19 protein-coding genes are annotated in these 22,578 nt (G+C 54.4%); 13 read left to right on the plus strand and 6 right to left on the minus strand.

What is annotated here, in order from left to right; genetic code table 11:
• The 9 genes from murD to lpxC all read left to right on the plus strand — a co-directional run bounded on the left by murD (position 1) and on the right by lpxC (position 10,219).
• A complete protein-coding gene (murD, locus tag Y017_RS10250; protein ID WP_011587882.1) occupies positions 1-1,326 on the plus strand; it encodes a UDP-N-acetylmuramoyl-L-alanine--D-glutamate ligase in 1,326 nt (441 codons plus the stop codon).
• Positions 1,319-2,476 (plus strand): putative lipid II flippase FtsW, encoded by a 1,158-nt coding sequence (gene ftsW, locus Y017_RS10255; protein ID WP_011587883.1) that lies wholly within the window; start codon positions 1,319-1,321, stop codon positions 2,474-2,476. Before murD ends, ftsW begins: the two co-directional genes overlap by 8 nt.
• Positions 2,473-3,546: an undecaprenyldiphospho-muramoylpentapeptide beta-N-acetylglucosaminyltransferase gene (murG, locus tag Y017_RS10260; RefSeq protein WP_011587884.1), complete on the plus strand. Its 1,074-nt coding sequence runs from the start codon at positions 2,473-2,475 to the stop codon at positions 3,544-3,546. The genes ftsW and murG overlap by 4 nt, the downstream gene beginning before the upstream one ends.
• The gene (gene murC / locus Y017_RS10265; RefSeq protein ID WP_035460631.1) at positions 3,536-4,960 is read left to right on the plus strand and encodes a UDP-N-acetylmuramate--L-alanine ligase; all 1,425 of its coding nucleotides are present in this window, start codon (positions 3,536-3,538) and stop codon (positions 4,958-4,960) included. The genes murG and murC overlap by 11 nt, the downstream gene beginning before the upstream one ends.
• The gene (locus Y017_RS10270; protein WP_035460634.1) at positions 4,953-5,876 is read left to right on the plus strand and encodes a D-alanine--D-alanine ligase; all 924 of its coding nucleotides are present in this window, start codon (positions 4,953-4,955) and stop codon (positions 5,874-5,876) included. Before murC ends, Y017_RS10270 begins: the two co-directional genes overlap by 8 nt.
• Complete coding sequence (locus Y017_RS10275; protein WP_011587887.1) at positions 5,869-6,645, plus strand: cell division protein FtsQ/DivIB; 777 nt, start codon at positions 5,869-5,871, stop codon at positions 6,643-6,645. Before Y017_RS10270 ends, Y017_RS10275 begins: the two co-directional genes overlap by 8 nt.
• 13 nt (positions 6,646-6,658) lie before the next feature.
• Positions 6,659-7,894: a cell division protein FtsA gene (gene ftsA / locus Y017_RS10280; protein ID WP_007151175.1), complete on the plus strand. Its 1,236-nt coding sequence runs from the start codon at positions 6,659-6,661 to the stop codon at positions 7,892-7,894.
• Between the two features lie 134 nt (positions 7,895-8,028).
• Positions 8,029-9,195, plus strand: a complete 1,167-nt coding sequence (gene ftsZ / locus Y017_RS10285) for a cell division protein FtsZ (protein ID WP_035460637.1) — start codon at positions 8,029-8,031, stop codon at positions 9,193-9,195.
• A 109-nt stretch (positions 9,196-9,304) separates the two neighbouring features.
• Positions 9,305-10,219, plus strand: coding sequence for a UDP-3-O-acyl-N-acetylglucosamine deacetylase (gene lpxC, locus Y017_RS10290; RefSeq protein ID WP_011587889.1), 915 nt, complete (start codon positions 9,305-9,307; stop codon positions 10,217-10,219).
• Between the two features lie 146 nt (positions 10,220-10,365).
• Here the strand turns inward: lpxC and Y017_RS10295 are convergent, their stop codons facing one another.
• A complete protein-coding gene (locus Y017_RS10295; protein ID WP_035460640.1) occupies positions 10,366-10,812 on the minus strand; it encodes a hypothetical protein in 447 nt (148 codons plus the stop codon).
• A 99-nt stretch (positions 10,813-10,911) separates the two neighbouring features.
• Here Y017_RS10295 and Y017_RS10300 point away from each other — a divergent pair, with 99 nt between their 5' ends.
• The 4 genes from Y017_RS10300 to Y017_RS10315 all read left to right on the plus strand — a co-directional run bounded on the left by Y017_RS10300 (position 10,912) and on the right by Y017_RS10315 (position 17,379).
• Positions 10,912-11,844, plus strand: a complete 933-nt coding sequence (locus tag Y017_RS10300) for a M23 family metallopeptidase (RefSeq protein ID WP_035460642.1) — start codon at positions 10,912-10,914, stop codon at positions 11,842-11,844.
• 256 nt (positions 11,845-12,100) lie between these two features.
• Positions 12,101-14,824, plus strand: coding sequence for a preprotein translocase subunit SecA (gene secA / locus Y017_RS10305; RefSeq protein ID WP_011587892.1), 2,724 nt, complete (start codon positions 12,101-12,103; stop codon positions 14,822-14,824).
• Positions 14,825-15,036: 212 nt separating this feature from the next.
• Positions 15,037-16,260 carry a bifunctional glutamate N-acetyltransferase/amino-acid acetyltransferase ArgJ gene (argJ, locus tag Y017_RS10310; protein WP_011587893.1) on the plus strand — a complete coding sequence of 408 codons (1,224 nt, stop codon included), beginning with the start codon at positions 15,037-15,039 and terminating at the stop codon, positions 16,258-16,260.
• A gap of 180 nt (positions 16,261-16,440) precedes the next feature.
• The gene (locus Y017_RS10315; protein WP_035460646.1) at positions 16,441-17,379 is read left to right on the plus strand and encodes a Nudix family hydrolase; all 939 of its coding nucleotides are present in this window, start codon (positions 16,441-16,443) and stop codon (positions 17,377-17,379) included.
• 113 nt (positions 17,380-17,492) lie between these two features.
• Here Y017_RS10315 and Y017_RS10320 read toward each other — a convergent pair whose 3' ends face one another.
• From Y017_RS10320 to pilB, 5 genes are all read right to left on the minus strand, one after another.
• A complete protein-coding gene (locus tag Y017_RS10320) occupies positions 17,493-17,693 on the minus strand; it encodes a DNA gyrase inhibitor YacG (protein WP_035460648.1) in 201 nt (66 codons plus the stop codon).
• Positions 17,694-17,714: 21 nt separating this feature from the next.
• A complete protein-coding gene (gene coaE / locus Y017_RS10325) occupies positions 17,715-18,335 on the minus strand; it encodes a dephospho-CoA kinase (RefSeq protein ID WP_011587896.1) in 621 nt (206 codons plus the stop codon).
• 62 nt (positions 18,336-18,397) lie between these two features.
• Positions 18,398-19,273 (minus strand): A24 family peptidase, encoded by an 876-nt coding sequence (locus Y017_RS10330; protein ID WP_035460651.1) that lies wholly within the window; start codon positions 19,271-19,273, stop codon positions 18,398-18,400.
• Positions 19,274-19,275: 2 nt separating this feature from the next.
• Positions 19,276-20,502 (minus strand): type II secretion system F family protein, encoded by a 1,227-nt coding sequence (locus Y017_RS10335; protein ID WP_035460653.1) that lies wholly within the window; start codon positions 20,500-20,502, stop codon positions 19,276-19,278.
• 2 nt (positions 20,503-20,504) lie between these two features.
• Positions 20,505-22,211, minus strand: coding sequence for a type IV-A pilus assembly ATPase PilB (gene pilB, locus Y017_RS10340; protein ID WP_035460657.1), 1,707 nt, complete (start codon positions 22,209-22,211; stop codon positions 20,505-20,507).
• Between the last annotated feature and the right edge of the window lie 367 nt (positions 22,212-22,578).

Genomic DNA, 22,578 nt, shown 5'->3' on the forward strand with positions numbered 1-22,578 from the left:
ATGGCGAAAGACGGGTTTGATCTGGTCATTGGCCTGGGTGTAACAGGCCGCTCCGTGATCCGCTATCTAACGGATCAGGGTATGCCCGTGCGCGCCATAGATACCCGTGCTGAACCGGTCGGCCTAGACGCCCTGTGCGCAGACTTTCCGGACCTAAAAGTGCATACCGGTGGCTTCAAGAAAGGCTGGATGGGCAAGGCCCGTCGTCTGATCGTGAGCCCGGGTGTGGCGGTGTCCACGCCCGCCATTGCCGAGCAGGTAGTGGATGGCAAAGAAGTGATCGGCGACATTGAGCTGTTCGCCCGTGCGGCCAGTGAGCCGCTGGTGGCCATCACCGGTTCCAATGCCAAAAGCACAGTGACAACGCTGCTGGGGCAAGTGGCAGATGCCTGTGGGATGAACCCAGGTATCGGCGGCAACCTGGGTGTGCCAGCGCTGGAATTGCTGGACGACCAAGCGCGGTTGTACGTTCTTGAGTTGTCCAGCTTTCAGTTGGAAACCACTTACAGCTTGAGTGCGGAAGTGGCCACAGTGTTAAACGTCTCCCAGGATCATTTGGACCGTTACGCCAGCTTTGCAGATTACCTAGCGGCTAAGCAGCGCGTCTATGACGGCTGCCAGGTGGCGGTCTGGAATCGTGATGATTTGGCAACCCGTCCGCCGGCTACGGTGGCCCGGCAGATCAGTTTTGGCGCCCACCCGGAAGCGGATTACCGGCTAGATAGCGAAAACGGTCAACTACTGTGCCGAGGCGAGCCCTTATTGTCGCTGTCAGAGCTGGCGCTCACCGGCCACCATAATGCCATGAATATTCTCTCGGTTCTGGCGATCAGTGATGCGCTGTCTTTGAATCGGGATAAAGCACTGGCCACAGTGAAAACCTTTACTGGGCTGCCGCATCGTTGCCAGCTGGTCGCCGAATCAGGTGGTGTGCGCTGGTTTAACGATTCGAAGGCCACCAATGTGGGCGCCACCTTGGCGGCGCTGACCGGGATCGGTGAAAGCATCGAGGGCAAAGTGATTCTGGTCGCTGGTGGCCTAGGCAAAGGGCAGGATTTCTCTCCGCTGGCCGAGCCTGCCCGGCAGTATTTACGTGCCGCCCTATTGATGGGTGAAGACCGTACTACCGTGGCACAGGGCATGTCTGCGGCGCCCTGTGAACTGGTGGCAGATATGGCTGTTGCGGTACGTCGCGCCCATGCCCTGGCACAGCCGGGCGATGCCGTTTTACTGTCACCGGCCTGTGCCTCGTTTGATCAGTACAGCGGTTTTGCTGCCCGCGGCGATGATTTCACCACCCGTGCCCAGGAGTTGTGCCATGACTGAGCGCATGATCCTGAAAGTAGACCATACGGGGATCGACAAACCGCTGTTGTGGACGGCTATTTTGTTGGCTCTGGCAGGGCTAGTGATGGTGTCATCCGCCAGTTTGCAGATTGCTGAAACTCGTTTAGGTGACCCCTTTTATTACGCCATGCGCCATGGCATTTATTTGGCGCTGGGCCTGGGTGTAGGCGCCTTTGTATATTACGCGGTGCCGCTGGCACTGCTTGAGCGTTTGCGCTTTGTGATGCTGCCTGTGGCGCTGGTGGCATTAGTGATGGTGTTTATTCCCGGGCTGGGCCGTACGGTGAATGGTTCCACCCGCTGGATCGCTTTGCCAGGCCTGACCATTCAGGCTTCAGAAATCGTCAAACTGTGCTTTGTACTTTATCTAGCGGGATATGTGGCGCAACGCAAAGCCGCGTTGGAAACGGAATGGAAGGCCTTCTTGCTGCCGCTGGGTTTGCTGGGTGTGCTGATGCTGCTGTTGCTGCTGGAGCCGGATTTCGGCGCGGTGGTGGTGTTGGGAATTACCGCCATGGGCATGTTGTTTTTGTCTGGCGTGCCGACTCTGCGGTTCTTGCTGATCGGTTTGATTGCGGTGGCACTTGGCGGATTGGTCGCCTTTGCCGAACCTTACCGGGTGGCACGGTTGATGACCTTTACCGACCCTTGGGCAGACCAGTTTGGTTCTGGCTATCAGCTGACCCAGAGTCTGATTGCGTTTGGTCGAGGGCACTGGTTTGGTGTGGGGCTAGGTAACAGTGTACAGAAGCTATTTTACCTGCCAGAAGCCCATACGGATTTTGTCTATGCAGTGATGTCTGAAGAGCTGGGGCTGCTGGGAAATGTGGCGCTAATCGGTGGTTTTATTCTGCTGGGTTGGCGGGTGTTCCGGATTGGCCACCGTTTGGAAGCGCGCGGATTGTTGTACCACGCCTACCTAGTCTATGGCTGTGCCTTCGTATTTTGCTCCCAGGCATTTATCAACCTGGGCGTGAACATGGGGCTGCTGCCCACCAAGGGGCTGACCCTGCCCTTTATCAGCTATGGGGGGTCTTCCCTGTTGATTTCCGCCGTTATGGTGGGGCTGATTTTACGAGCCGGAGCGGAAGCGGACCACCTGAAAGCCAGAGGGAGGGCTGCACGATGAGTGGCACCGTCCTGATTATGGCTGGCGGTACGGGTGGGCATGTATTCCCTGCGCTGGCTGTGGCTGACCAACTGCGCACCCGCGGTTTCGATATTCTCTGGCTGGGCGCGGAAAACGGCATGGAAGGCAACTTAGTGCGCCAGTATGGCTACGAAATTGCCGAATTGTCTGTGTCCCGCCTACGCGGTGGTGGCATCAAGCGTAAGTTGACCGCGCCGTTCAACCTGTTGCGGGCGGTGTTACAGGCGCGGCAGCTGATTCGCGCCCGTCAGCCGGTGCTGGCGGTGGGCTTTGGTGGTTTTGCCAGCGGCCCCGGTGGGCTGGCTGCGCGCTTGTGCAAGGTGCCGGTGGTGGTACATGAGCAGAATGCGGTTCCCGGGCTGACTAATCGCTTGTTGTCTCGTTTATCGACGGTGACCCTGGAAGGGTTCCAGGGTGCTTTTGGTCACCCGCAAGCCTGCTGGGTGGGCAACCCGGTACGTCCGCAGATTACTGCTCTAGAGGAGCCGGCTCGTCGTTATGCACAGCATCAGGGCGGGCTTCGTGTGCTGGTTCTGGGCGGAAGCCAAGGGGCGCTGGTACTTAATCAGGATCTGCCGGAATTACTATTGGCGGTACTGGGTCGCGATATACAGGTGCGCCATCAATGCGGCGCCGGGCGTACCGCTGAAGCTGCACCGATTTACCAGGCGCTGGGGCTGCAGGCTCAGGTGAGTGAATTTATTGATGATATGGCAGAAGCCTACGGGTGGGCGGATTTGGTGATCTGCCGGGCCGGCGCACTGACCGTGGCGGAAGTGGCCGCAGCGGGCGTGGCCGCCCTGTTTGTACCACTGCCCAGCGCAGTGGATGACCACCAGACATTGAACGCCCGTTGGTTGTCAGAGCGCGGGGCTGCCCTGTTGCTGCCCCAACGGGACCTGGGTGCGGTAAGTCTTGCTGGCACCTTGAAACCGGTTGCAGAGCGTGGCCTGTTGGCGCAAATCGCCGAGCGGGCCCGTGAGCAGGCGATGGCGGATAGTGCAGAGCGCGCCGCCACGCTGTGTGAGGAGGTGGCCAATGGCCGATAACGACATTATTCATACGGTGCCGGAGATGCGCCGCATTCGCGGTATCCACTTTGTGGGTATCGGCGGTGTGGGCATGTGCGGCATTGCGGAAGTGCTGGCCAACCAGGGTTATGCCATCAGCGGCAGCGACATTAAGGAATCGCCGGTGCTAGAGCGTCTGCGCAGCCTGGGTGTGAGAGTGGACATTGGCCACCGTGCCGAGAATATCGATGGTGCAGATGTGGTGGTGACCTCCACCGCGGTGAATACCGAGAACCTGGAAGTGGCGGCGGCCCACGAGCGCCGTATTCCGGTGGTGCCACGGGCTCAGATGTTGGCGGAGTTAATGCGCTTTCGTCACGGTATCGCGGTGGCCGGCACCCACGGCAAGACCACCACTACGTCATTAACCGCAGCGATCATGGCGGAGGCAGGGCTGGACCCGACCTTTGTGATTGGCGGCCGTTTGAATAGCGCGGGCACCAATGCGCGCCTGGGACAGAGCCGTTATCTGGTGGCGGAAGCGGATGAGTCCGATGCCAGTTTCCTGCACTTGCAGCCCATGAGCGCCATCGTCACTAATATTGATGCGGATCACATGCACACCTACGGCGGCGATTTCGCTCAGCTGGAGAATACCTTTATCGAGTTTCTTCACAACCTGCCGTTCTACGGTGTGGCGGTGATGTGTGTGGATGATCCGGTGGTGCGCAAGCTGCTGCCCCGGGTCAATCGTCAGGTGATTCGATATGGCTTCAGCGAGGATGCAGACCTACGTGCGGAGAACGTGCGTCAGGACGGCATGGTGACTCATTTCCGGGTGGTGCGCGCGGAAGGCGAGCCCCTGGACGTGTCGCTGAATATGCCCGGACGCCATAACGTGCTTAATGCGCTGGCCGCTATTGCGGTGTCGGCGGATGAGGGTGCGGGCGACGAGGCGATTATCCGTGGCCTGAACAACTTTACCGGAGTGGGACGTCGCTTTGACGTGCAAGGCGATTATCACTTTGACGGCGGCAGCGCGACGCTGGTGGATGACTACGGTCACCATCCCCGTGAGGTGGCTGCCACCATTGATGCCATTCGTGAAGGTTGGCCGGGCCGTCGCCTAGCCATGCTGTTTCAGCCTCACCGTTATACCCGTACCCAAGACCTTTACGAGGACTTCGTGGAAGTATTGTCCGGTGTGGATGTATTGCTGATGTTAGAAGTGTATGCCGCTGGGGAAGAACCGATTCCCGGTGCTGACGCCCGTGCTTTGTGTCGCAGTCTGCGCAAGCGCGGGCTGGAGCCTGTGTTTGTGGATGACCCGGACAAGCTGCAAGGCTTGTTGGCCAGCCAGCTTCAGAATGGCGATCTGCTCGTCACCCAAGGCGCGGGTAATGTCGGTGCCATCGCCAAGCAGTTGGTTGCTCAGGGAGGCGGCCATGGATAAGCGTGCATTGAAAGAACGATTGAGCCGAGTAGGCCGCGTGGCAGTGCTGGCTGGTGGTCGATCTGCAGAACGCGCTGTGTCGCTGAAGAGCGGTGCTGCGGTACATGCAGGCTTGCGTAACTTGGGTTTGCTCGCAGAGCTGGTGGACCCGGCGGATAAGAGCGTCGATACCTTGAGAGGGTTTGATGCCGCCTTTATTGCCTTGCATGGCCGCGGTGGCGAAGACGGCGTGATTCAAGGCGTATTGGAGCACCTTGAGATTCCCTACACAGGCTCCGGCGTGATGGCGTCGGCTATCGGCATGGACAAGGTACGTACCAAGCAGCTGTGGAAAGGTGCGGGTTTGCCCACGCCAGCCTTTTATGTGGCTGGGCGTGAAGAGGCAGAGTTGGGCTTTCCGGTGATCGTCAAGCCAGCCCATGAAGGGTCGTCCATCGGCATGGCCAAGGCCGATAACACCGAGGAACTGGCCGAAGCGTTAGTGGCCGCGGAAAAATTTGATCAGGACGTGTTGGTTGAAGCCTGGGTCAACGGCCCGGAGTACACCGTGGCGGTGCTGGGTGATGAAGCTTTGCCGGCTATCCGCCTGCAAACGCCCCATGTCTTCTATGACTTTGAAGCCAAGTACCAGTCCGACAGCACGGAGTATTTATGTCCGGCTGGGCTGGATGATGCTGATGAGCAGGCGTTGCGCACGTTGGCGCTCACGGCATTCCGCGTTGCCGGATGCCGTGGCTGGGGCCGGGTGGATGTCATGCGTGATGAGCAAGGCCAGTGGCAGTTGCTGGAAGTGAATACGGTGCCAGGTATGACCGACCATTCTTTAGTGCCGATGGCTGCGAAATCCACTGGCCGTGATTTCGATGTGCTGGTAGGTGAGATTCTGCTGGACGCGCTGGAGCGGGGTCGTGGCTAAAAACGCGCCCGCGCCGCGTGGCGCCCGCCGCAAGCCGGTTAAAAAGGTCGGCGTACCGCTGCGCGAGCGGGTGGCAACGGCGGTGCCATGGATGCTGGTCGGCTCGGTGGCGATGGTTAGCCTGCTGGCGGTGATCTACCTGCCCGCGGCGCTGGATGGTTACCCGATCCGCAAGGTGGGCGTGGATGGTGTGACCGATGTGCGCCGTCAACAGCAGATAGAAACCGCGTTGGCGGCGCTAGTGCGTGAAGAAAATTATTTCTCTGTGCCGCTGGAGGAAATCTACCAGCAATCTCAGGGATTGAGCTGGGTGGAAGAGGTTTCCGTCCGCCGTCAGTGGCCCGATACCGTGGTGCTGACGGTAGAAGAACGACGCCCGGTGGCCGTGTGGAATGAGTCGGTGTTGGTGTCGGACAGCGGGCAGCCGTTCAAGGCACTGAAGCAGTACGACCTGGACGATCTGCCTCACCTGAATGGCCCGGAACAGCGGTTGGAGGAAGTCATGGGCTTCTACCACAGCATGGGCAAAACGCTGGCGGATGTGGATTTGAGCATTCGTAGTATGGAGGTCAATGCGCGCCTGACCGCGCGCCTGACGCTGAATAACGACATGGAACTGGTGGTTGACCGTGAGCATTACACCACCAAATTACGCCGTTTTGTGCGGCTTTATCGTGGCGTGCTGAACACGGATAGCCGTCAGGTAGCTCGGGTCGATTTGCGTTATGCGGACGGCATGGCAGTGACCTGGCGCGAGCAGCAAAGTTAGGAGAAAGGGTGACATGGCGACTGCAACAGAAAACATGATTGTCGGACTTGATATTGGCACCTCAAAGGTGGTTGCCATCGTCGGCCAGACAGCAGCCGATGGCACCTTGGAAATCGTCGGTCTGGGCTCGCAACCGTCACGGGGCATGAAAAAGGGCGTGGTGGTGGATATCGAAGCCACCGTGCGCTCGATTCAGCGTGCGGTGGAAGAAGCCGAGCTAATGGCGGGTTGTCATATTCACACGGTGTACGCCGGTATTGCCGGTTCCCATGTGCGTAGCCTCAATTCCCACGGCATTGTTGCCATTCGCGACAGGGAAGTGGCCCAGGCAGATATTGACCGGGTGATCGACGCGGCCCAAGCGGTGGCGATTCCGGCGGACCAGAAAACCTTGCATGTGCTGCCACAGGAATATGTGGTGGACAACCAGGAAGGTGTGCGCGAGCCCATCGGTATGAGCGGCGTGCGCTTGGAAGCCAAAGTGCATTTGGTGACCTGTGCGGTGAATGCGGTGCAAAACATCGAGAAATGTGTGCGTCGCTGCAACTTGGAAGTCGATGACGTCATCCTTGAGCAGTTAGCGAGTGCTCACGCCGTGCTCACCGAAGATGAGCGCGAACTGGGTGTCTGCATCGTGGATATTGGCGGCGGCACCACGGATATCGCCATCTTCACCGAAGGCGCCATTCGTCATACCGCCAATATTCCCATTGCTGGGGACCAGGTGACTAACGATATCGCTATGGCGTTGCGCACCCCCAAACAGCATGCCGACGAAATCAAAATCAAGTACGCCTGTGCGTTGACTCAACTGGCTGGCGCAGATGAAACCATCAAGGTGCCCAGCGTGGGTGATCGTCCGCCGCGCACCCTTAGCCGTCAGAATCTGGCTGAGGTGGTGGAGCCACGTTACGACGAATTGTTCACCTTAGTGCAGGCGGAAATTCGTCGCTCCGGATTTGAAGATTTGATCCCTGGCGGGATTGTGCTCACCGGTGGCTCTTCGAAGATTGAAGGGGCAGTGGATTTGGCTGAGGAGATTTTTCATATGCCGGTTCGCCTAGGTGCGCCGCAGGGTATTTCTGGGCTGATTGATGTGGTGAAAAACCCAATTTACTCCACCTCTGTGGGCCTGCTGTTGTACGGCCAGCGCATGGAGAAGGAAGGCACTAGCGCCAAGGCCCAAGCCGGTGGTGGTGAGCTGGACTGGCTGGAACGTATTAAGAGCTGGTTCAAAGGTAATTTTTAGCAAGAATCGCAGCACGCTTCTCGATCAGGGACGCGTCAGATAAGGGCAAGCGGTTGTTCCGGGCCGCGGCAACATGACCGGAACACTTCGACGTAATGTGCAGTAAACAGGGAAGCAAAAACGGGAGATCAACCATGCAATTTAAACTGGAAGACAGCGTGCCGCATGGCGCGGTAATCAAAGTGGTAGGTGTCGGTGGCGGCGGCGGCAATGCCGTGGATCACATGGTGCGTTCGGGTGTGGAAGGGGTAGATTTCATCTGCGCCAACACGGACGCCCAGGCCCTGCGTAATGCCTCATCCAAAACCGTAATTCAGCTGGGTAGCCAGGTGACCAAGGGTTTGGGGGCGGGTGCCAATCCGGAAATTGGCCGTCAATCGGCACAGGAAGACCGCGATCGCATCGCTGAGCTGTTGGATGGTGCCGATATGGTATTCGTAACAGCCGGTATGGGCGGTGGTACGGGTACCGGTGCCGCTCCGGTGGTGGCCGAAATCGCCAAGGAACTGGGCATCTTGACTGTAGCCGTGGTTACCAAGCCGTTCCCCTTTGAAGGCAAGAAGCGTATGCGTTCTGCCCAGCAGGGGATTGATGATCTGAAAGAACACGTTCATTCACTGATCACCATTCCCAACGAAAAGCTGCAAGCGGTATTGGGCGGCTCCACTAGCCTGCTGGATGCGTTCAAGGCGGCAAACGAAGTATTGCAAGGTGCGGTGAAAGGGATTGCCGACCTGATTGTTCGCCCCGGCATGATTAACGTGGATTTCGCTGACGTGCGCACTGTGATGAGCGAAATGGGCACCGCGATGATGGGCACGGGTACCGCCAGTGGCGACAACCGTGCAGCGGAAGCCGCCCAAGCCGCTATCTCCAGCCCGTTGCTGGAAGATGTGGATTTGCGTGGTGCGCGGGGTATCCTGATTAATATTACTGCCAATGAGTCCATCGCTCTGGATGAGTTCTCGGAAGTGGGTGACATCGTCAGTGAACTGGCTGGGGATGACGCCAATGTGATTATCGGTACTGCCATTGACCCGGATATGGGCGATAGCATCAGCGTTACAGTGGTCGCCACTGGTCTGGGCGCAGCGGCTCAGGAACTAAAAGTCGTGCGGGGCCGTCAGACTCCTGTCGCGGCGGACGGACGGGTGGACTACAGCGATTTGGATCGCCCGGCTGTAGAGCGTAAACGCGCCGCTCAGCAGGCTGCAAGCGGCCGAGGCCAGCAAGCGGTGAGCACCGCCGAAGATCTGGATTTCATCGATATCCCGACCTTTCTGCGCCGCCAGGCCGACTAACGGCCTGGCGAGATGGGTGCAAAATAAGGGTGTTCCAGTATAATCGCGCCCTAATTTTGTGTTGAGGAAAGCGGTATCCTTAGGATACCCGCAGCTGTGTGACAGACTGATGATCAGACAACGAACGCTAAAAAACGTGATCCGCGCCACTGGCGTAGGGCTTCACACCGGCGAAAAGGTCTACATGACCGTGCGCCCGGCACCGGTGGATACCGGTATCGTGTTCCGGCGAGTGGACCTGGACCCTGTTGTGGAGATCAAGGCTGCTGCGGACGCGGTGGGCGAAACCACGCTCTCTTCCACGCTGGTTCAGGATGGCGTGAAAGTGGGTACGGTAGAGCACTTCTTGTCCGCCATGGCGGGCCTCGGGATTGATAACGCCTTTGTGGAGTTGTCTGCCCCGGAGATGCCGATCATGGATGGTAGTGCTGGTCCGTTCGTCTTCCTCCTGCAATCTGCTGGTATCAAGGAACAGGAAGCCGCCAAGAAGTTTATCCGCATCAAAAAAGAAGTGACGGTGCGTGAAGACGACAAAACGGCAACATTCGTGCCTTTTGACGGCTTCAAGGTGACTTTTTCTATCGAGTTCGATCACCCGGTGTTTGAAGAGCGCAACCAGCTGGCCAGTATCGACTTCTCCACGACCTCGTTCGTGAAAGAAGTGGCCCGTGCCCGGACCTTTGGTTTTATGCGCGATATCGAGTTTCTGCGCAGTCAGAACTTGGCGTTGGGTGGCAGTGTCGATAATGCCATTGTGGTGGACGAATACCGTATCCTCAACGAAGACGGTCTGCGTTATGACGACGAGTTCGTCAAACACAAGATGCTAGATGCCATTGGCGACTTGTATCTGCTGGGCCACAGCCTGATTGGTGAGTTCATTGGCCATAAGTCTGGCCATGCACTTAACAATGCGCTGTTGCGGGAGATCCTCCGTCAGGAAGACTCCTACGAGGTGGTGACGTTCGAAGATGCCACCGATGCACCTGTGTCTTATATGCGCCCTGTTTTGGCTGCAGAATAAGTAGCGGTAAAGTAAAAAGTAAGTTGGAAAGCGAGTTGGCCGCTTCGGATCAGGATGACCCGGAAGTGATGCTGGCTCCGACCGAAGCAATTCGGTTGTACGTCGAAGTCCTGTGGACCACCTGGCCGTCTCCCGCGGCCAGGTGGTTATTTATCGGGCTCCCCGCGGCTGGCTAGCCGCAGTAATGATGCTTTTAACGCATCATCCTCGATGGCTTCGGCCACTGCTTCTATATGCTGGGCACTTTCTTGGGCTAAATGTGGCCTTACTGTTTCTTTGGCATGCCTATTGCTTTGCATGGGTTGGCGTTTGCCTCCGACCACGATTTTGATCTGCTCCCCGGGCATGGCTTGCTGAAGCTTCGGGAGATGGAAGCGTAAGAGTTGAGCGGTGGCGCTAGTTTCTGTAATGGCCAGCCAGCGGTGTTGATCTTCCACAAGCGTCACTCGCTCACGAAGGGCGGGGGGCAGGCAGTCCAACGGATCATCTTTCTCTTGTGCAGGAACCTTGCGGGCTTCTTTTACCAAGGCTGACAGAGCGGGGTGACCGCTTAGCAGAGAGAGAAGGGCTTTGGGCGACGTTGTCTTGCTCATGGTTTTTACTTAGACTAGCCTGCAGATTGTAAAAAAAATTATAAGCGTAGTATAACTTGTTGAATTGAATGACTTTTAGATGGTGCGTTACGAAACGTTATGAACATCATAGTCCTTAATAGCAAGCGCGGCCATTCGCGCACACTGCCCGTTCCCCGTCATTGGCCTTGGCTATTGGCTGTGGTGCTGGTGGCGTTTCCTGTCCTTATTGGTGTTAGTGCTTACCTATTGGCTTATAGGGTCGGTGGTCAGCCTGAATTCGCCTCAATGATGACGAAGCGCTTTGCCAGCCAGCTGGAGCAGCAACAGCTGGCGCTCTCTGAACTGGATCAACAAAGCCAGGAACAATTCCGAGCGTTGACCCTTAAGTTGGCTCAGGCTCAAGCGCGTCTGGTTCGCCTGGATGCATTGGGCGAACGCTTGGTTGAAGTGGCCGACATTGGTGGTGACGAATTCGATTTTAGCAGTGTCCCCGGTGTAGGCGGCCCAGAAGCTTCAGAAGAGGAGGCCAGCTACGAGTTGCCATCGTTTATGGTAGCGCTAGATCAGATGACTACTACGCTGGAGCGTCGCGAACGTCAGTTGGATATTCTGGAGGATCTGTTGGCGGATAAGCAACTGGAAGATCAGACCTACCTGTCTGGCCGTCCGCTGACCAAGGGCTGGATGTCCAGCCGTTTTGGGCGACGTTCCGATCCATTCTCCGGCCGCGTAGCTTGGCATAAAGGGGTCGATTTCGCAGGCAAGGAAGGAACGCCGATTGTGGCCACCGGTGCTGGCGTTGTGACTTATTCCGGTGAGCGCTCTGGTTATGGAAAAATGGTTGAGATTAATCACGGTAATGGTTTGTCCACTCGCTACGGGCACGCTATGGAGCTGCTGGTTGAACCAGGAGAAATTGTTCGAACCGGTGATGTGGTGGGCAAAGTGGGCAGTTCTGGTCGTTCGACAGGTCCGCACGTGCATTATGAAGTGCTCAAGAACGGTGCTCAGGTGAACCCTCAACCTTATATTTATCGCGCACGGCGGTAGCAAAATTGTGAAAAATGGCCCCGTAAGGGGCCGTTTTCGTTAAGCGCCCTTGATAACCTAGATTACCACCTTATCTCTTCATCCTATTGTGTTTAGAATGGCTGGGCTTGTGGAAGAAGGCTGCTCATTTGGATTCTGTGCCAGATCTGACGTCTTTCGTGAAGCTCACCAGTTTCGCGCAACAAACTATGTGTGCGGTGAATCACTTTGCCGCCACCGGGCTGTTTGTCCTGACTTTTACTGAACCGGAAGTTTTATGCTGGGTACCATCGTAAAAAAAATCATCGGCACCAAAAATGATCGTGAACTCAAGCGAATGGCAAAGTTGGTCGATGCCATTAATAGCCATGCAGAAGCGATGGCTCAGCTTACCGATGGCGACTTGCAACACAAGACTGAAGCATTCCGGCAGGCCTTTAAAGACGGCAAGACCTTAGATGAATTGTTGCCCGAAGCGTTTGCGGTTGTCCGTGAAGCCTCGACTCGGGTGATGGGCATGCGCCACTTTGACGTGCAAATGATGGGCGGGATTTCCCTGCATGAAGGGCGCATTTCTGAAATGCGTACCGGTGAAGGTAAAACGCTGACGGCGACGCTCCCCGCCTACCTGAACGCACTTTCCGGTGAAGGCGTACATGTGGTTACGGTGAATGATTACCTAGCCGAGCGTGATGCTAACTGGATGCGCCCGTTGTACGAATTTCTGGGCCTGTCTGTCGGCATTATTCTTTCTCAACAGCCCACCGAGCACAAGCGTGCGGCGTATGCTGCGGATATTACCTACGGTACTAACAACGAATACGGTTTTGATTACCTGCGTGACAATATGGCTTTCCGCTTGGAAGACCGAGTTCAACGTGGGTTGAACTATGCCATCGTCGATGAGGTGGACTCCATCCTTATCGATGAAGCACGTACCCCGCTGATTATTTCTGGCCCGGCGGCGGACTCATCTGAGTTATATCAGGCCGTCAACCTGCTGATGCCGCAGTTGCAGAAGCAGGAAGAAGAAGGCGAGGGTGATTACTTCATTGATGAAAAGCAGCGTCAGGTGGAGCTGACGGAAGCTGGTCATCAGAAAATTGAAGCGCTGTTGGTCAATAACCAGTTGTTGGAACAGGGCGAAAGCTTGTATGCGGCCCATAACCTGGCGTTGCTGCACCATGTGCATGCGGCGCTTAAGGCCCATGCCTTGTTCCATATTGACCGGGATTACATAGTACAAGATGGCCAAATTGTGATTGTTGACGAGCATACTGGTCGTACTATGCCCGGGCGACGCTGGTCGGAAGGCATTCATCAGGCCATCGAAGCGAAAGAAGGCCTCAATATTCAGCAGGAAAACCAGACGCTGGCCTCGACCACCTTCCAGAATTATTTCCGCCTGTATAACAAGCTGTCAGGAATGACCGGTACGGCTGATACCGAAGCACTGGAATTCCGTCAAATCTACGGCATGGATGTCGTCGTGGTGCCGACGAATAAGCCCATGGTGCGGGTTGATGCCAATGACCTAGTTTATCTAAGCCTACAAGAAAAATTCGATGCCATCGTTAAAGAGGTCACCGAAGCGGTGGCTAAGGGTGCACCTGTGTTGGTAGGAACGGCGACCATTGAAGCGTCGGAATACCTTTCCAAACGTTTGAAGCAGGACAAGGTTCATCACGAAGTATTGAATGCCAAGTTTCACCAGCGCGAAGCTCAGATTATTGCCCAAGCAGGCCGTCCGGGAGCGGTGACCATTGCTACTAACATGGCGGGTCGCGGTACGGATATTATGCTTGGCGGTAACCCAGAAGAGCAGATTAAACATATGGAGACTCCGTCCGAGTCGGAAGCGGAGAAAATTCGGGCCGAGTGGCAGGCAAACCACGATACGGTTATGAAAGCGGGTGGCTTGCATATTATCGGCACTGAGCGCCATGAGTCTCGCCGTATCGATAACCAGTTGCGTGGCCGTGCCGGTCGTCAGGGTGATCCGGGCTACACTCGCTTCTTCCTGTCCATGGAAGATGATCTGATGCGAATTTTTGCGTCAGATAAAATTCGTAATCTGATGCGCTCTTTGGGCCTTGAAAATGGTGAGGCGATTGAGCATCGTTGGGTGACCCGCGCGATTGAAAACGCTCAGCGCAAGGTCGAAGGACGCAACTTCGATATTCGTAAAAATTTACTTGAATATGATAATGTGGCTAACGACCAGCGTCAGGTTATATACGGTCAGCGTGATCAGATTCTGGAAGCCGCAGATCTGGTTAACTCGGTGAAAGGGATCCGCCGTGATGTCATCACTGAGCTGGTTCACGACTATATGGCGCCTGGTTCCGTTGAAGACCAATGGGACATTCCTGGTCTTGAAAAGACCCTCGAAGCGGAATTCCAGTGCCACGCTCCTGTGGGGCAATGGCTCAACGAGGATAATCAGCTCCACATCGAAGGCTTGATTGATAAGCTGGTTGAGAGCATGGACGAGGATTATCAGCGTAAAGAGGCGGAAATCGGTACCGAGGACCTGCGCAAAATCGAAAAGCATCTCATGCTGCAAATTCTCGATCGTCACTGGAAAGAGCATCTGGCGAACATGGATCACTTGCGTCAGGGTATTCATCTGCGAGGTTATGCCCAGAAAAATCCCAAGCAGGAATACAAGAAAGAAGCGTTCGAATTATTCCAGGGCCTGCTTAATCAAATTCAGCACGAGTTGATTCGCGTGCTGCACAGCCTCCAGGTGCGTCGCGATGACGAAGTGGAGCGCCTTGAGCAGCAGCGCGAAGAGGAAGCGCGCGAGCAAGCTGAAAAAATGAAGATGCAGACGGTGGCTGAGCCAGGTACGGATGGTAGTGCTCAACCACAACCAAGCCAGCAGCAGGGTGAGCAACCTAAGACCATGGTCCGCAATGGCCGCAAAGTAGGGCGTAACGAGCCTTGCCCTTGTGGCTCTGGTAAGAAGTATAAGCAGTGCCACGGGAAAATCGAATAGAGGCAGCTTCAAGCTATACGTTTCAAACTGCAAGAACAAACAAAGCACCGGTAATGCCGGTGCTTTGTTTGTTTGGGTTTGTGGTTTTGGCCTAGCGTTGACGTTTTAATTGGTATGTCGACTTGGTGGCGCCGTCATCTGACAAAATACTAAGAGTATGCCGCGACGCTCAATGTTTGGCAGAGCGCTTTTTTCATAGCAAGCTTTAACACATGGATAGCAGGAAACGCGTTATGACACAGTCTGAGTGGTTGCCGGTCCCCGGCGTGCGGCTTGCCGCGGTTGAAGCGGGTATCAAGAAAGCGAATCGTAAGGATTTGGTGCTGCTGGAGTTGGCAGAGGGTAGCCGTGTCAGTGGGGTCTTCACGCTTAATCGTTTCTGTGCGGCGCCAGTTCAGGTGGCGAAAGCCCGCTTGGCCACGACCACGCCTCGCTATCTGATGATCAATACCGGTTACGCGAATGCCGGCACGGGTAAGAAAGGTCTGGAAAACTGTTTGGCGAGTTGTGAGCTGCTAGCCAAAGCGGCGGGCTGTCAGGCGGATGAAATTTTGCCCTACTCCACCGGAGTGATTGGTGAGCAGTTTCCTTTGACGGCGTTTGCTTCCGGTTTGCCAAAGGCTCTGGCTGCGCTCGACCCTCACCATTGGGGACGAGCGTCAGAAGGTATCATGACTACGGATACTTACCCGAAGCTCACCAGCCGGCGGGTGGAAATGAATGGTGTGCCGGTGACGGTGACGGGGATGTCCAAGGGCTCAGGCATGATCAAGCCGAACATGGCCACCATGCTTGGGTTTATCGCCACCGATGCACCAATTGCCAAGCCGTTGCTGGACCAGTGGGTGAAAGCGTTGGCAGATAAATCTTTCAACCGGGTGACGGTCGATGGTGATACCTCCACGAATGACGCCTGCATGTTAATTAGCACGGCCCAGGCGGAAATGGATCAGATTACGGCATTGGATGACCATAGCCAGTTGTTGTACCAGACGCTTGAAGAAGTCTTCACTGAACTGGCCCAGGCCCTGGTGCGTGATGGTGAAGGGGCGACCAAGTTTGTGGAGATTACCGTGGCTGGTGCTGCCAGCGAGAGCGACGCACGCGTAGTGGCAGAAACCATTGCCCATTCACCTCTAGTGAAAACCGCCCTATTTGCTTCTGACCCGAATTGGGGCCGTATTCTGGCCGCCATTGGCCGGGCACCAATTGCGACGCTTGATGTGGACAAGGTTAACGTCTGGCTGGGTGACTTGCCGCTGGTGGAGAAGGGGGGCGTGGCGGATAGTTATCAGGAAGCTCAGGGTGCTGCGGTGATGGCGAAACCGGAAATCACCATACGTGTCGATTTAGCATCAGGGAATGCACAGTGCACGGTCTGGACCTGTGATTTCAGCTATGACTACGTGAAGATTAATGCGGAGTATCGAACTTAAAGACGCATTATGAGACTCATAAGAAGCATATGTTACAACAGGAAAAACGCTATATGCTTGTTGTAAGAACCCAGCGGTAGGTCGAATTAGCCTCAAAGGCGTAATCGCATAATGACAAACCGCTGAGCGCGTAAAGAGCTTGCTTGCACGCAGCTTCTCGCAGAGATTTGGAAAACCCCCATGCCAACAAGCCCAACCCCTTCAATCATTGTCGTTGCCGGTATTATTCGTGGTAGTGGCCATATTTGCCTGAGCAAGCGTGCTGACCACCAGCATCAGGGTGGCTGCTGGGAATTCCCCGGTGGCAAGGTGGAGCCAGGTGAAACGCTGGGCGCAGCCTTGGCTCGGGAGCTAGAGGAAGAGCTCGGCATGGTGGACGCAATCTCTACCCCCTTTATGACGATTGCCCATCAGTACGATGATTTACATGTGACCTTGCACTTTCGAGATGTGCATGCCTGGCAAGGCGAACCTGAAGGGAAGGAAGGGCAATCGGTGCAGTGGTTTGTTCCGCAGGCATTGGCGGGTTTGCGCTTTCCGGCGGCGAATCAACCGGTGGTGAATGCAATACGCTTGCCCGAACAATTGGTGATTGCCCCGGAGGATATCTCACTTCATGAGTTATTGGCGGGTATTGATCGATTGGATGCAGGGCGACAGGGGCTTTATTTGCGGCAGTGGAGCGATCATGCTGAAGTGTCGACCATCGTGGGGCTCTGTAATAAAAAAGGCCTAAAGGTCTGGCTGCGAGCTTCAGGTCCACAGAGCGAGGTGATAGCGAAGGCGCTGGGTGTATTTGCCTTGCATTTTCCAGGGCGAGTTCTGGCGCAATTGGATGAACGCCCCGCGTTTGATGGGATCACTAGTGCAGCGGTTCATGATCTGGCCTCACGGGACAAAGCGGTGTCTCTTGGCCTGGATATGGCGCTGGTTTCGCCGGTCTTGCCCACGCCAACACACCCGGGTAAACCTGCATTAGGCTGGCCGCAGGCTGAGGTGCTAATGAAAGGGACACCGCTTGCTTGTTATGCGTTGGGCGGAGTTATGCCGGGGGACCTGGTCAGCGCTCGTGACTACGGTGCTGTTGGTGTTGCGGGGATCCGAGCTTTTTGGCGGTGATGGGCTTCCACATACTCTACAGGCCCCCGTCTAGTCGACTGAGCGTGATAGCGGCGCAACCTAGTATCTTCAATGTCTTATGGTAACTCATAGCCTGTTGCGGCAAAAAATTCTTAAAATTCCTCAAAATCTCCTGGCGCATCATCGCCGCCGGGAATGGCATGGCGCTCGGTCGCCCAATCCCCTAAATCAATAAGCTTGCAGCGTTCGCTACAAAACGGACGCCAGGCGTTGTTGTCCCAGCGGGTTAGGCTTTTACACTGGGGGCAGGGATAAGTCTGTGTGGGTTTCTTGGCCGGGGTGTTGTCAGTCATTTTTTTTACACGTGTCCATCTTTATGACGTTGCTTGCGCGAGTTCCAGATAACGCTGGTGTAGCACTTGAAGTTGTTCGTGGAGGGCCTCTAGCGAGCCGTGATTTTCCGCTACATCATCTGCTTGATCTAGTCGCTTGGTCCGCTCCAGCTGTGCTTTCATGATGGCCGCGACCTGTGCTTCAGGAACTTGATCTCGTGTCATCGTGCGCTCCACCTGTAACTCTGCGGGAGCATCAATGACCAGGACTCTGTCCACCAGTTCTTTTTGTGACGTTTCCAGCAACAGGGGAGAAACCAGTACTGTGTAGGCTGATTGGCTGGCGGCGATCTGGCGTCGTAGCTCATCACCGATGGCTGGGTGGGTAATACCTTCCAGAGCTTTTAGCGCGTCTGGGTCAGCAAAGACAATCTCGCGTAGAGCCCGCCGATCCAGAGCACCATCGTCGGTGATGACATGCTTACCAAAATGTTCGGCAATCGCCAGCAGGGCGGGTTGACCTGGCTCCACGACCACTCGTGACGCCAGATCTGCATCCACAATGGTTATGCCTTGGTGGGCCAGATAATCCGTGGCCGCGCTTTTACCACTACCTATTCCACCAGTGATGCCAACAACAAACATAATCACTTCCGCTTGCATGCATCACGCCACCTACTCACACACGGTGCGAAAGCAAGCGTGATATGTGGGGCGTGCCTGCGTTAGAGTTTAAACATACCCAGATACGAGCTGACGATACTATCGCCCCAGAGCAAGGCAATCCACCCGGCTGTGGCGAGATAGGGGCCAAAGGGGATTTGCGTGCGCCTTTCACCGCTAAATATCATCATGGCGATAGCAAAGACTAGCCCCACGATAGACGATAATAGAATGATCACGGGTAGGTATTGCCAGCCAACCCAAGCACCCAGTGCAGCCAACAGCTTGAAATCGCCGTAGCCCATACCTTCTTTGCCGGTGATTAGCTTGAATAGCCAATAGATGCTCCACAAGGATAAATAGCCCATCATCGCGCCAATGACAGCATCATTTAGTGAAACCGGAGACACCCCCGTCACTGCAGCCAGCAAGCCTGCCCACAATAGCCAGTAATTTAGGGTGTCTGGCAGTAATGTAGTATCCGCATCAATCATGGCAGCAGCTAACAACACCCAGGTAGCAAAAAGCGTGAATGCCAACCAGGGGCCATAACCAAAGTGCCAGGCGCAAAGTCCCGCCAGGATCCCGCTGACAATTTCGATAATGGGGTAGCGCTTACTGATCGGTGTTTTGCAGCCCCTACACTTACCGCGCAGGGCAAGCCAGCTAAGCACTGGGATATTCTCATACCAGCGGATCGCATGGCCGCATTTCGGGCAGCGCGAGCGCGGCGTTGCTAGGTTGAAAATACCATCGGTTTCTTCCGCTGGTAGCTCAAGCACTTCACGGGCTTCTTGCTTCCAGCTTCGTTCCATCATTAACGGTAAACGGTGGATGACTACATTTAAAAAACTGCCTACCAGCAGCCCCATAACAACACAAAGCCCGATCAGAAGGGTCGGACTGGAAGAGAGAAGCATCAGGGAATCTGAAATCATGATTAACCTACAACTTGGCCCATCTGGAAAATTGGCAGATACATGGCAATAATTAGGCCACCTATAAGTACGCCTAGCACAGACATAATCAAGGGTTCCATCATGCTAGTTAATCCATCAACAGCATTATCAACTTCGTCTTCATAGTAGATCGCCACTTTCTCTAGCATGGCATCAAGTGCCCCTGATTCCTCACCAATGGCGGTCATTTGTAGTGCCATGGAGGGGAAAACACCTGTGCTGCGCATAGCGAACTGTAGTTGCTGTCCGGTGGAAACGTCTTCTTTTATTTGTAATACAGCTTTTCGATAAATTACGTTGCCTGTGGCTCCTGCACAGGCATCTAGAGCATCAATCAGCGGAACGCCTGCGGCAAAAGTAGTGGAGAGCGTGCGGGCGTAACGAGCAATAGTCGCTTTAAAGGTAATGTCGCCGATGATAGGAAGCTTCAGTAGTGTACGATCTATCCAGTTTCGACACCCTTCCGAACGCTTTCGTGCCTCGTTAAATGCGATGGAAAAACCGATTAGGGATAGAATGATTATAAGAAAGTTAGATTGAAGCCCTTCGGATAGGTTAATTACGAATTGAGTAAAAGCGGGTAGCTCAGCGCCAAATCCTTCAAACAGTTCTTTAAAAGTTGGCACTACCTTTATTAGGAGGATTGCTGTAACGATAACTGCAACACAAATAACGGCAATTGGGTACTTTAAGGCTTTCTTGATTTTTTGCTTTAAGGCTTCACTCTTTTCTTTGTAAAGAGCTACCCGGTCCAGCATTGTTTCGAGGGCGCCCGATTGTTCTCCTGCGTCGACAAGGCTGCAATATAAATCATCGAAAAGAAGTGGGTGCATTCGTAGTGCGCCAGCAAAATTATTCCCCCCCTCTACTTCTGTCTTTAGCTTCATTACGACAACCTTCATTGCTGGGTTGTCTAGCCCATCAGCAACAATCTCAAAAGCTTGCACCAAAGGTACACCGGCTTTCATCATTGTGGCCATTTGGCGGGTAAAAATAGCAATATCCATGGGGGTGACCTTTTTTTTACCCCCCAAATTTATCTCACGCTTTTTTGCTACTTTTTTTGCATTGATGCCTTGCTTGCGTAGTTCCGCACGAACCAGTGCGGCACCTTTACCTGAGGTTTCCCCTTTAACTTTTTTTCCCTGACGGTCCACGCCTTCATAGGTAAAAGTGGCTAATTTTTTTTGTGTTGATTTAGTCGCCATAATCAATGTCCGCTTGTGACACGGTTAATTTCTTCTAGGCTGGTAACCCCTTGCATTGCTTTTACCAAGCCGGAGCGGTGAAGGTTATTAAAGCCCTCCTTGCGGCACTGGTCGGCAATTTCGATAGAGTTACCCTCTTCCATAATAATGCGCGCGATGCCGTCTGTGATTTTAACGACTTCATAAACCCCCACGCGCCCTTTGTAGCCGTTCTTGCATTTGTCGCACCCTACCGGTCCGTACACAGTAAACTCGTTGGCGATATCGTCTTCCGTGAAACCCATCTCAAGCAAGGATTGTTTAGGAATATCCACTGGAGTTTTGCAGTTTTCACACAGGCGCCGGGCTAAACGTTGGGCAATAATTAATAATACCGAGGTGGCAATGTTGAAGGAGGGAACGCCCATGTTGCGAAGACGAGTTAGAGTTTCCGGTGCGCTGTTAGTGTGGAGGGTGGAAAGTACCAGGTGACCTGTCTGGGCCGCTTTCACAGCTATTTCTGCTGTTTCTAAGTCACGAATTTCTCCCACCAGAATGACGTCGGGATCCTGGCGTAGGAAGGCACGTAGTGCTGATGAGAAATTCATCCCTTGTTTCGGGTTCACATTAACCTGGTTAACCCCCTCCAAGTTGATTTCAACCGGGTCTTCGGCGGTGGAAATATTGAGTTCTGGCGTATTGAGAATGTTTACTCCGGTGTATAGTGAAACGGTCTTGCCTGAGCCGGTGGGGCCAGTGACTAGTATCATGCCTTGTGGTTTATGCAGGGCATCCAGGTACATCTGTTTCTGATCATTTTCATAACCCAAAGCCTCGATGCCCATCTTTGCGGATTCCGGGTCCAGAATACGCAATACAATTTTTTCACCAAATAAGGTGGGGCAGGTGTTCACCCGGAAATCGATGGCCCGGGTCTTGGAAATTTTCAACTTTATCCGGCCATCCTGAGGGACTCGACGTTCTGAAATATCCAGCCGAGACATGACCTTTAGGCGCGCAGCAAGTTTGCTGGCGATATTGATAGGTGGTTTCGATACGGTTTGCAGGATGCCATCTTGACGGAAGCGCACCCGATAGGTTTTCTCGTAGGGCTCGAAATGCAAATCTGATGCTCCGCCCTTAATGGCATCAAGAAGAAGTTTATTCACGAAGCGGACAATTGGTGCATCATCGGCACCAGATTGAGTTTCATCTTCTGTTTCTTCATTCGAACTAATGTCCAGGTTTTCTAGTCCGGCATCCAGGTCGCTAAAGGCATCCTCTTCGGTTTCGGACTCCAACGCTTCGATCCATTGGCTTAGCTTGTCTTCTTCAACAATCACCGTTTCTACATTAAGGCCAGTATTAAAACGGATTTCTTCTAGCGCAGGTAAATTAGTCGGATCGGATACCGCAACAAAGAGGCGGCTTCCGCGCCGGTAAAGGGGGAGTACGTTGTGCTTATTGATCAGCTTAGGGTCGACAAGGTCCTTTACTAAGCTATCGCGCTGGAAGCTGTTAAGGTCAAAAATAGGGTCGCCAAATTCTTCCGCAACGGCGCTTGCTACCTGCCTAGCCGTAAGTTTCCCACTAGCAACGATCTGTTTAATAAGGCTGGTTTTTTCTTGGCGAGCCTGTTGCAGGGCTAGCTGTATGCTCTCTGCGTCTAGCAGGCCCTGCTGTATTAATCGATGCGGTAAGCCGCTAAATGAGGTGGTTTGGCTAGTCATGGAAACCTGCTTGTTTATGCTTAGTATGGTCGGTACGGCCAACACTTTTTTCCTAACATACCGGGTGTGCCCATTGCTGGGAAGTCCGGATATCGCAAAATCGGTATCTTGCCATCGGGTTCTCAATTATTTTTGTATTTTCCTATACCTTGCAAAAAGTGCTCCCGGTGAGGCGGAAAATGGAAGATAGCCATATCAGTTGCTTGCAACGCATGGAAGATAGAGTGGAGGTAAAGTTGTGAGCAGTGTTGCTCGCTAGGTATGGTGCGGCAAATCGACCGAGTGGATGTTGATAAATGACGCATACCTCTTGGGTTGTGACGCTGAGCGTCATTAGATGACGTTAATTGGTGTGAGGGAGGGATGT

The sequence above is a fragment of the Alcanivorax sp. 97CO-5 genome (assembly GCF_000524665.1).
GTDB classification, from domain to species: domain Bacteria; phylum Pseudomonadota; class Gammaproteobacteria; order Pseudomonadales; family Alcanivoracaceae; genus Alcanivorax; species Alcanivorax borkumensis.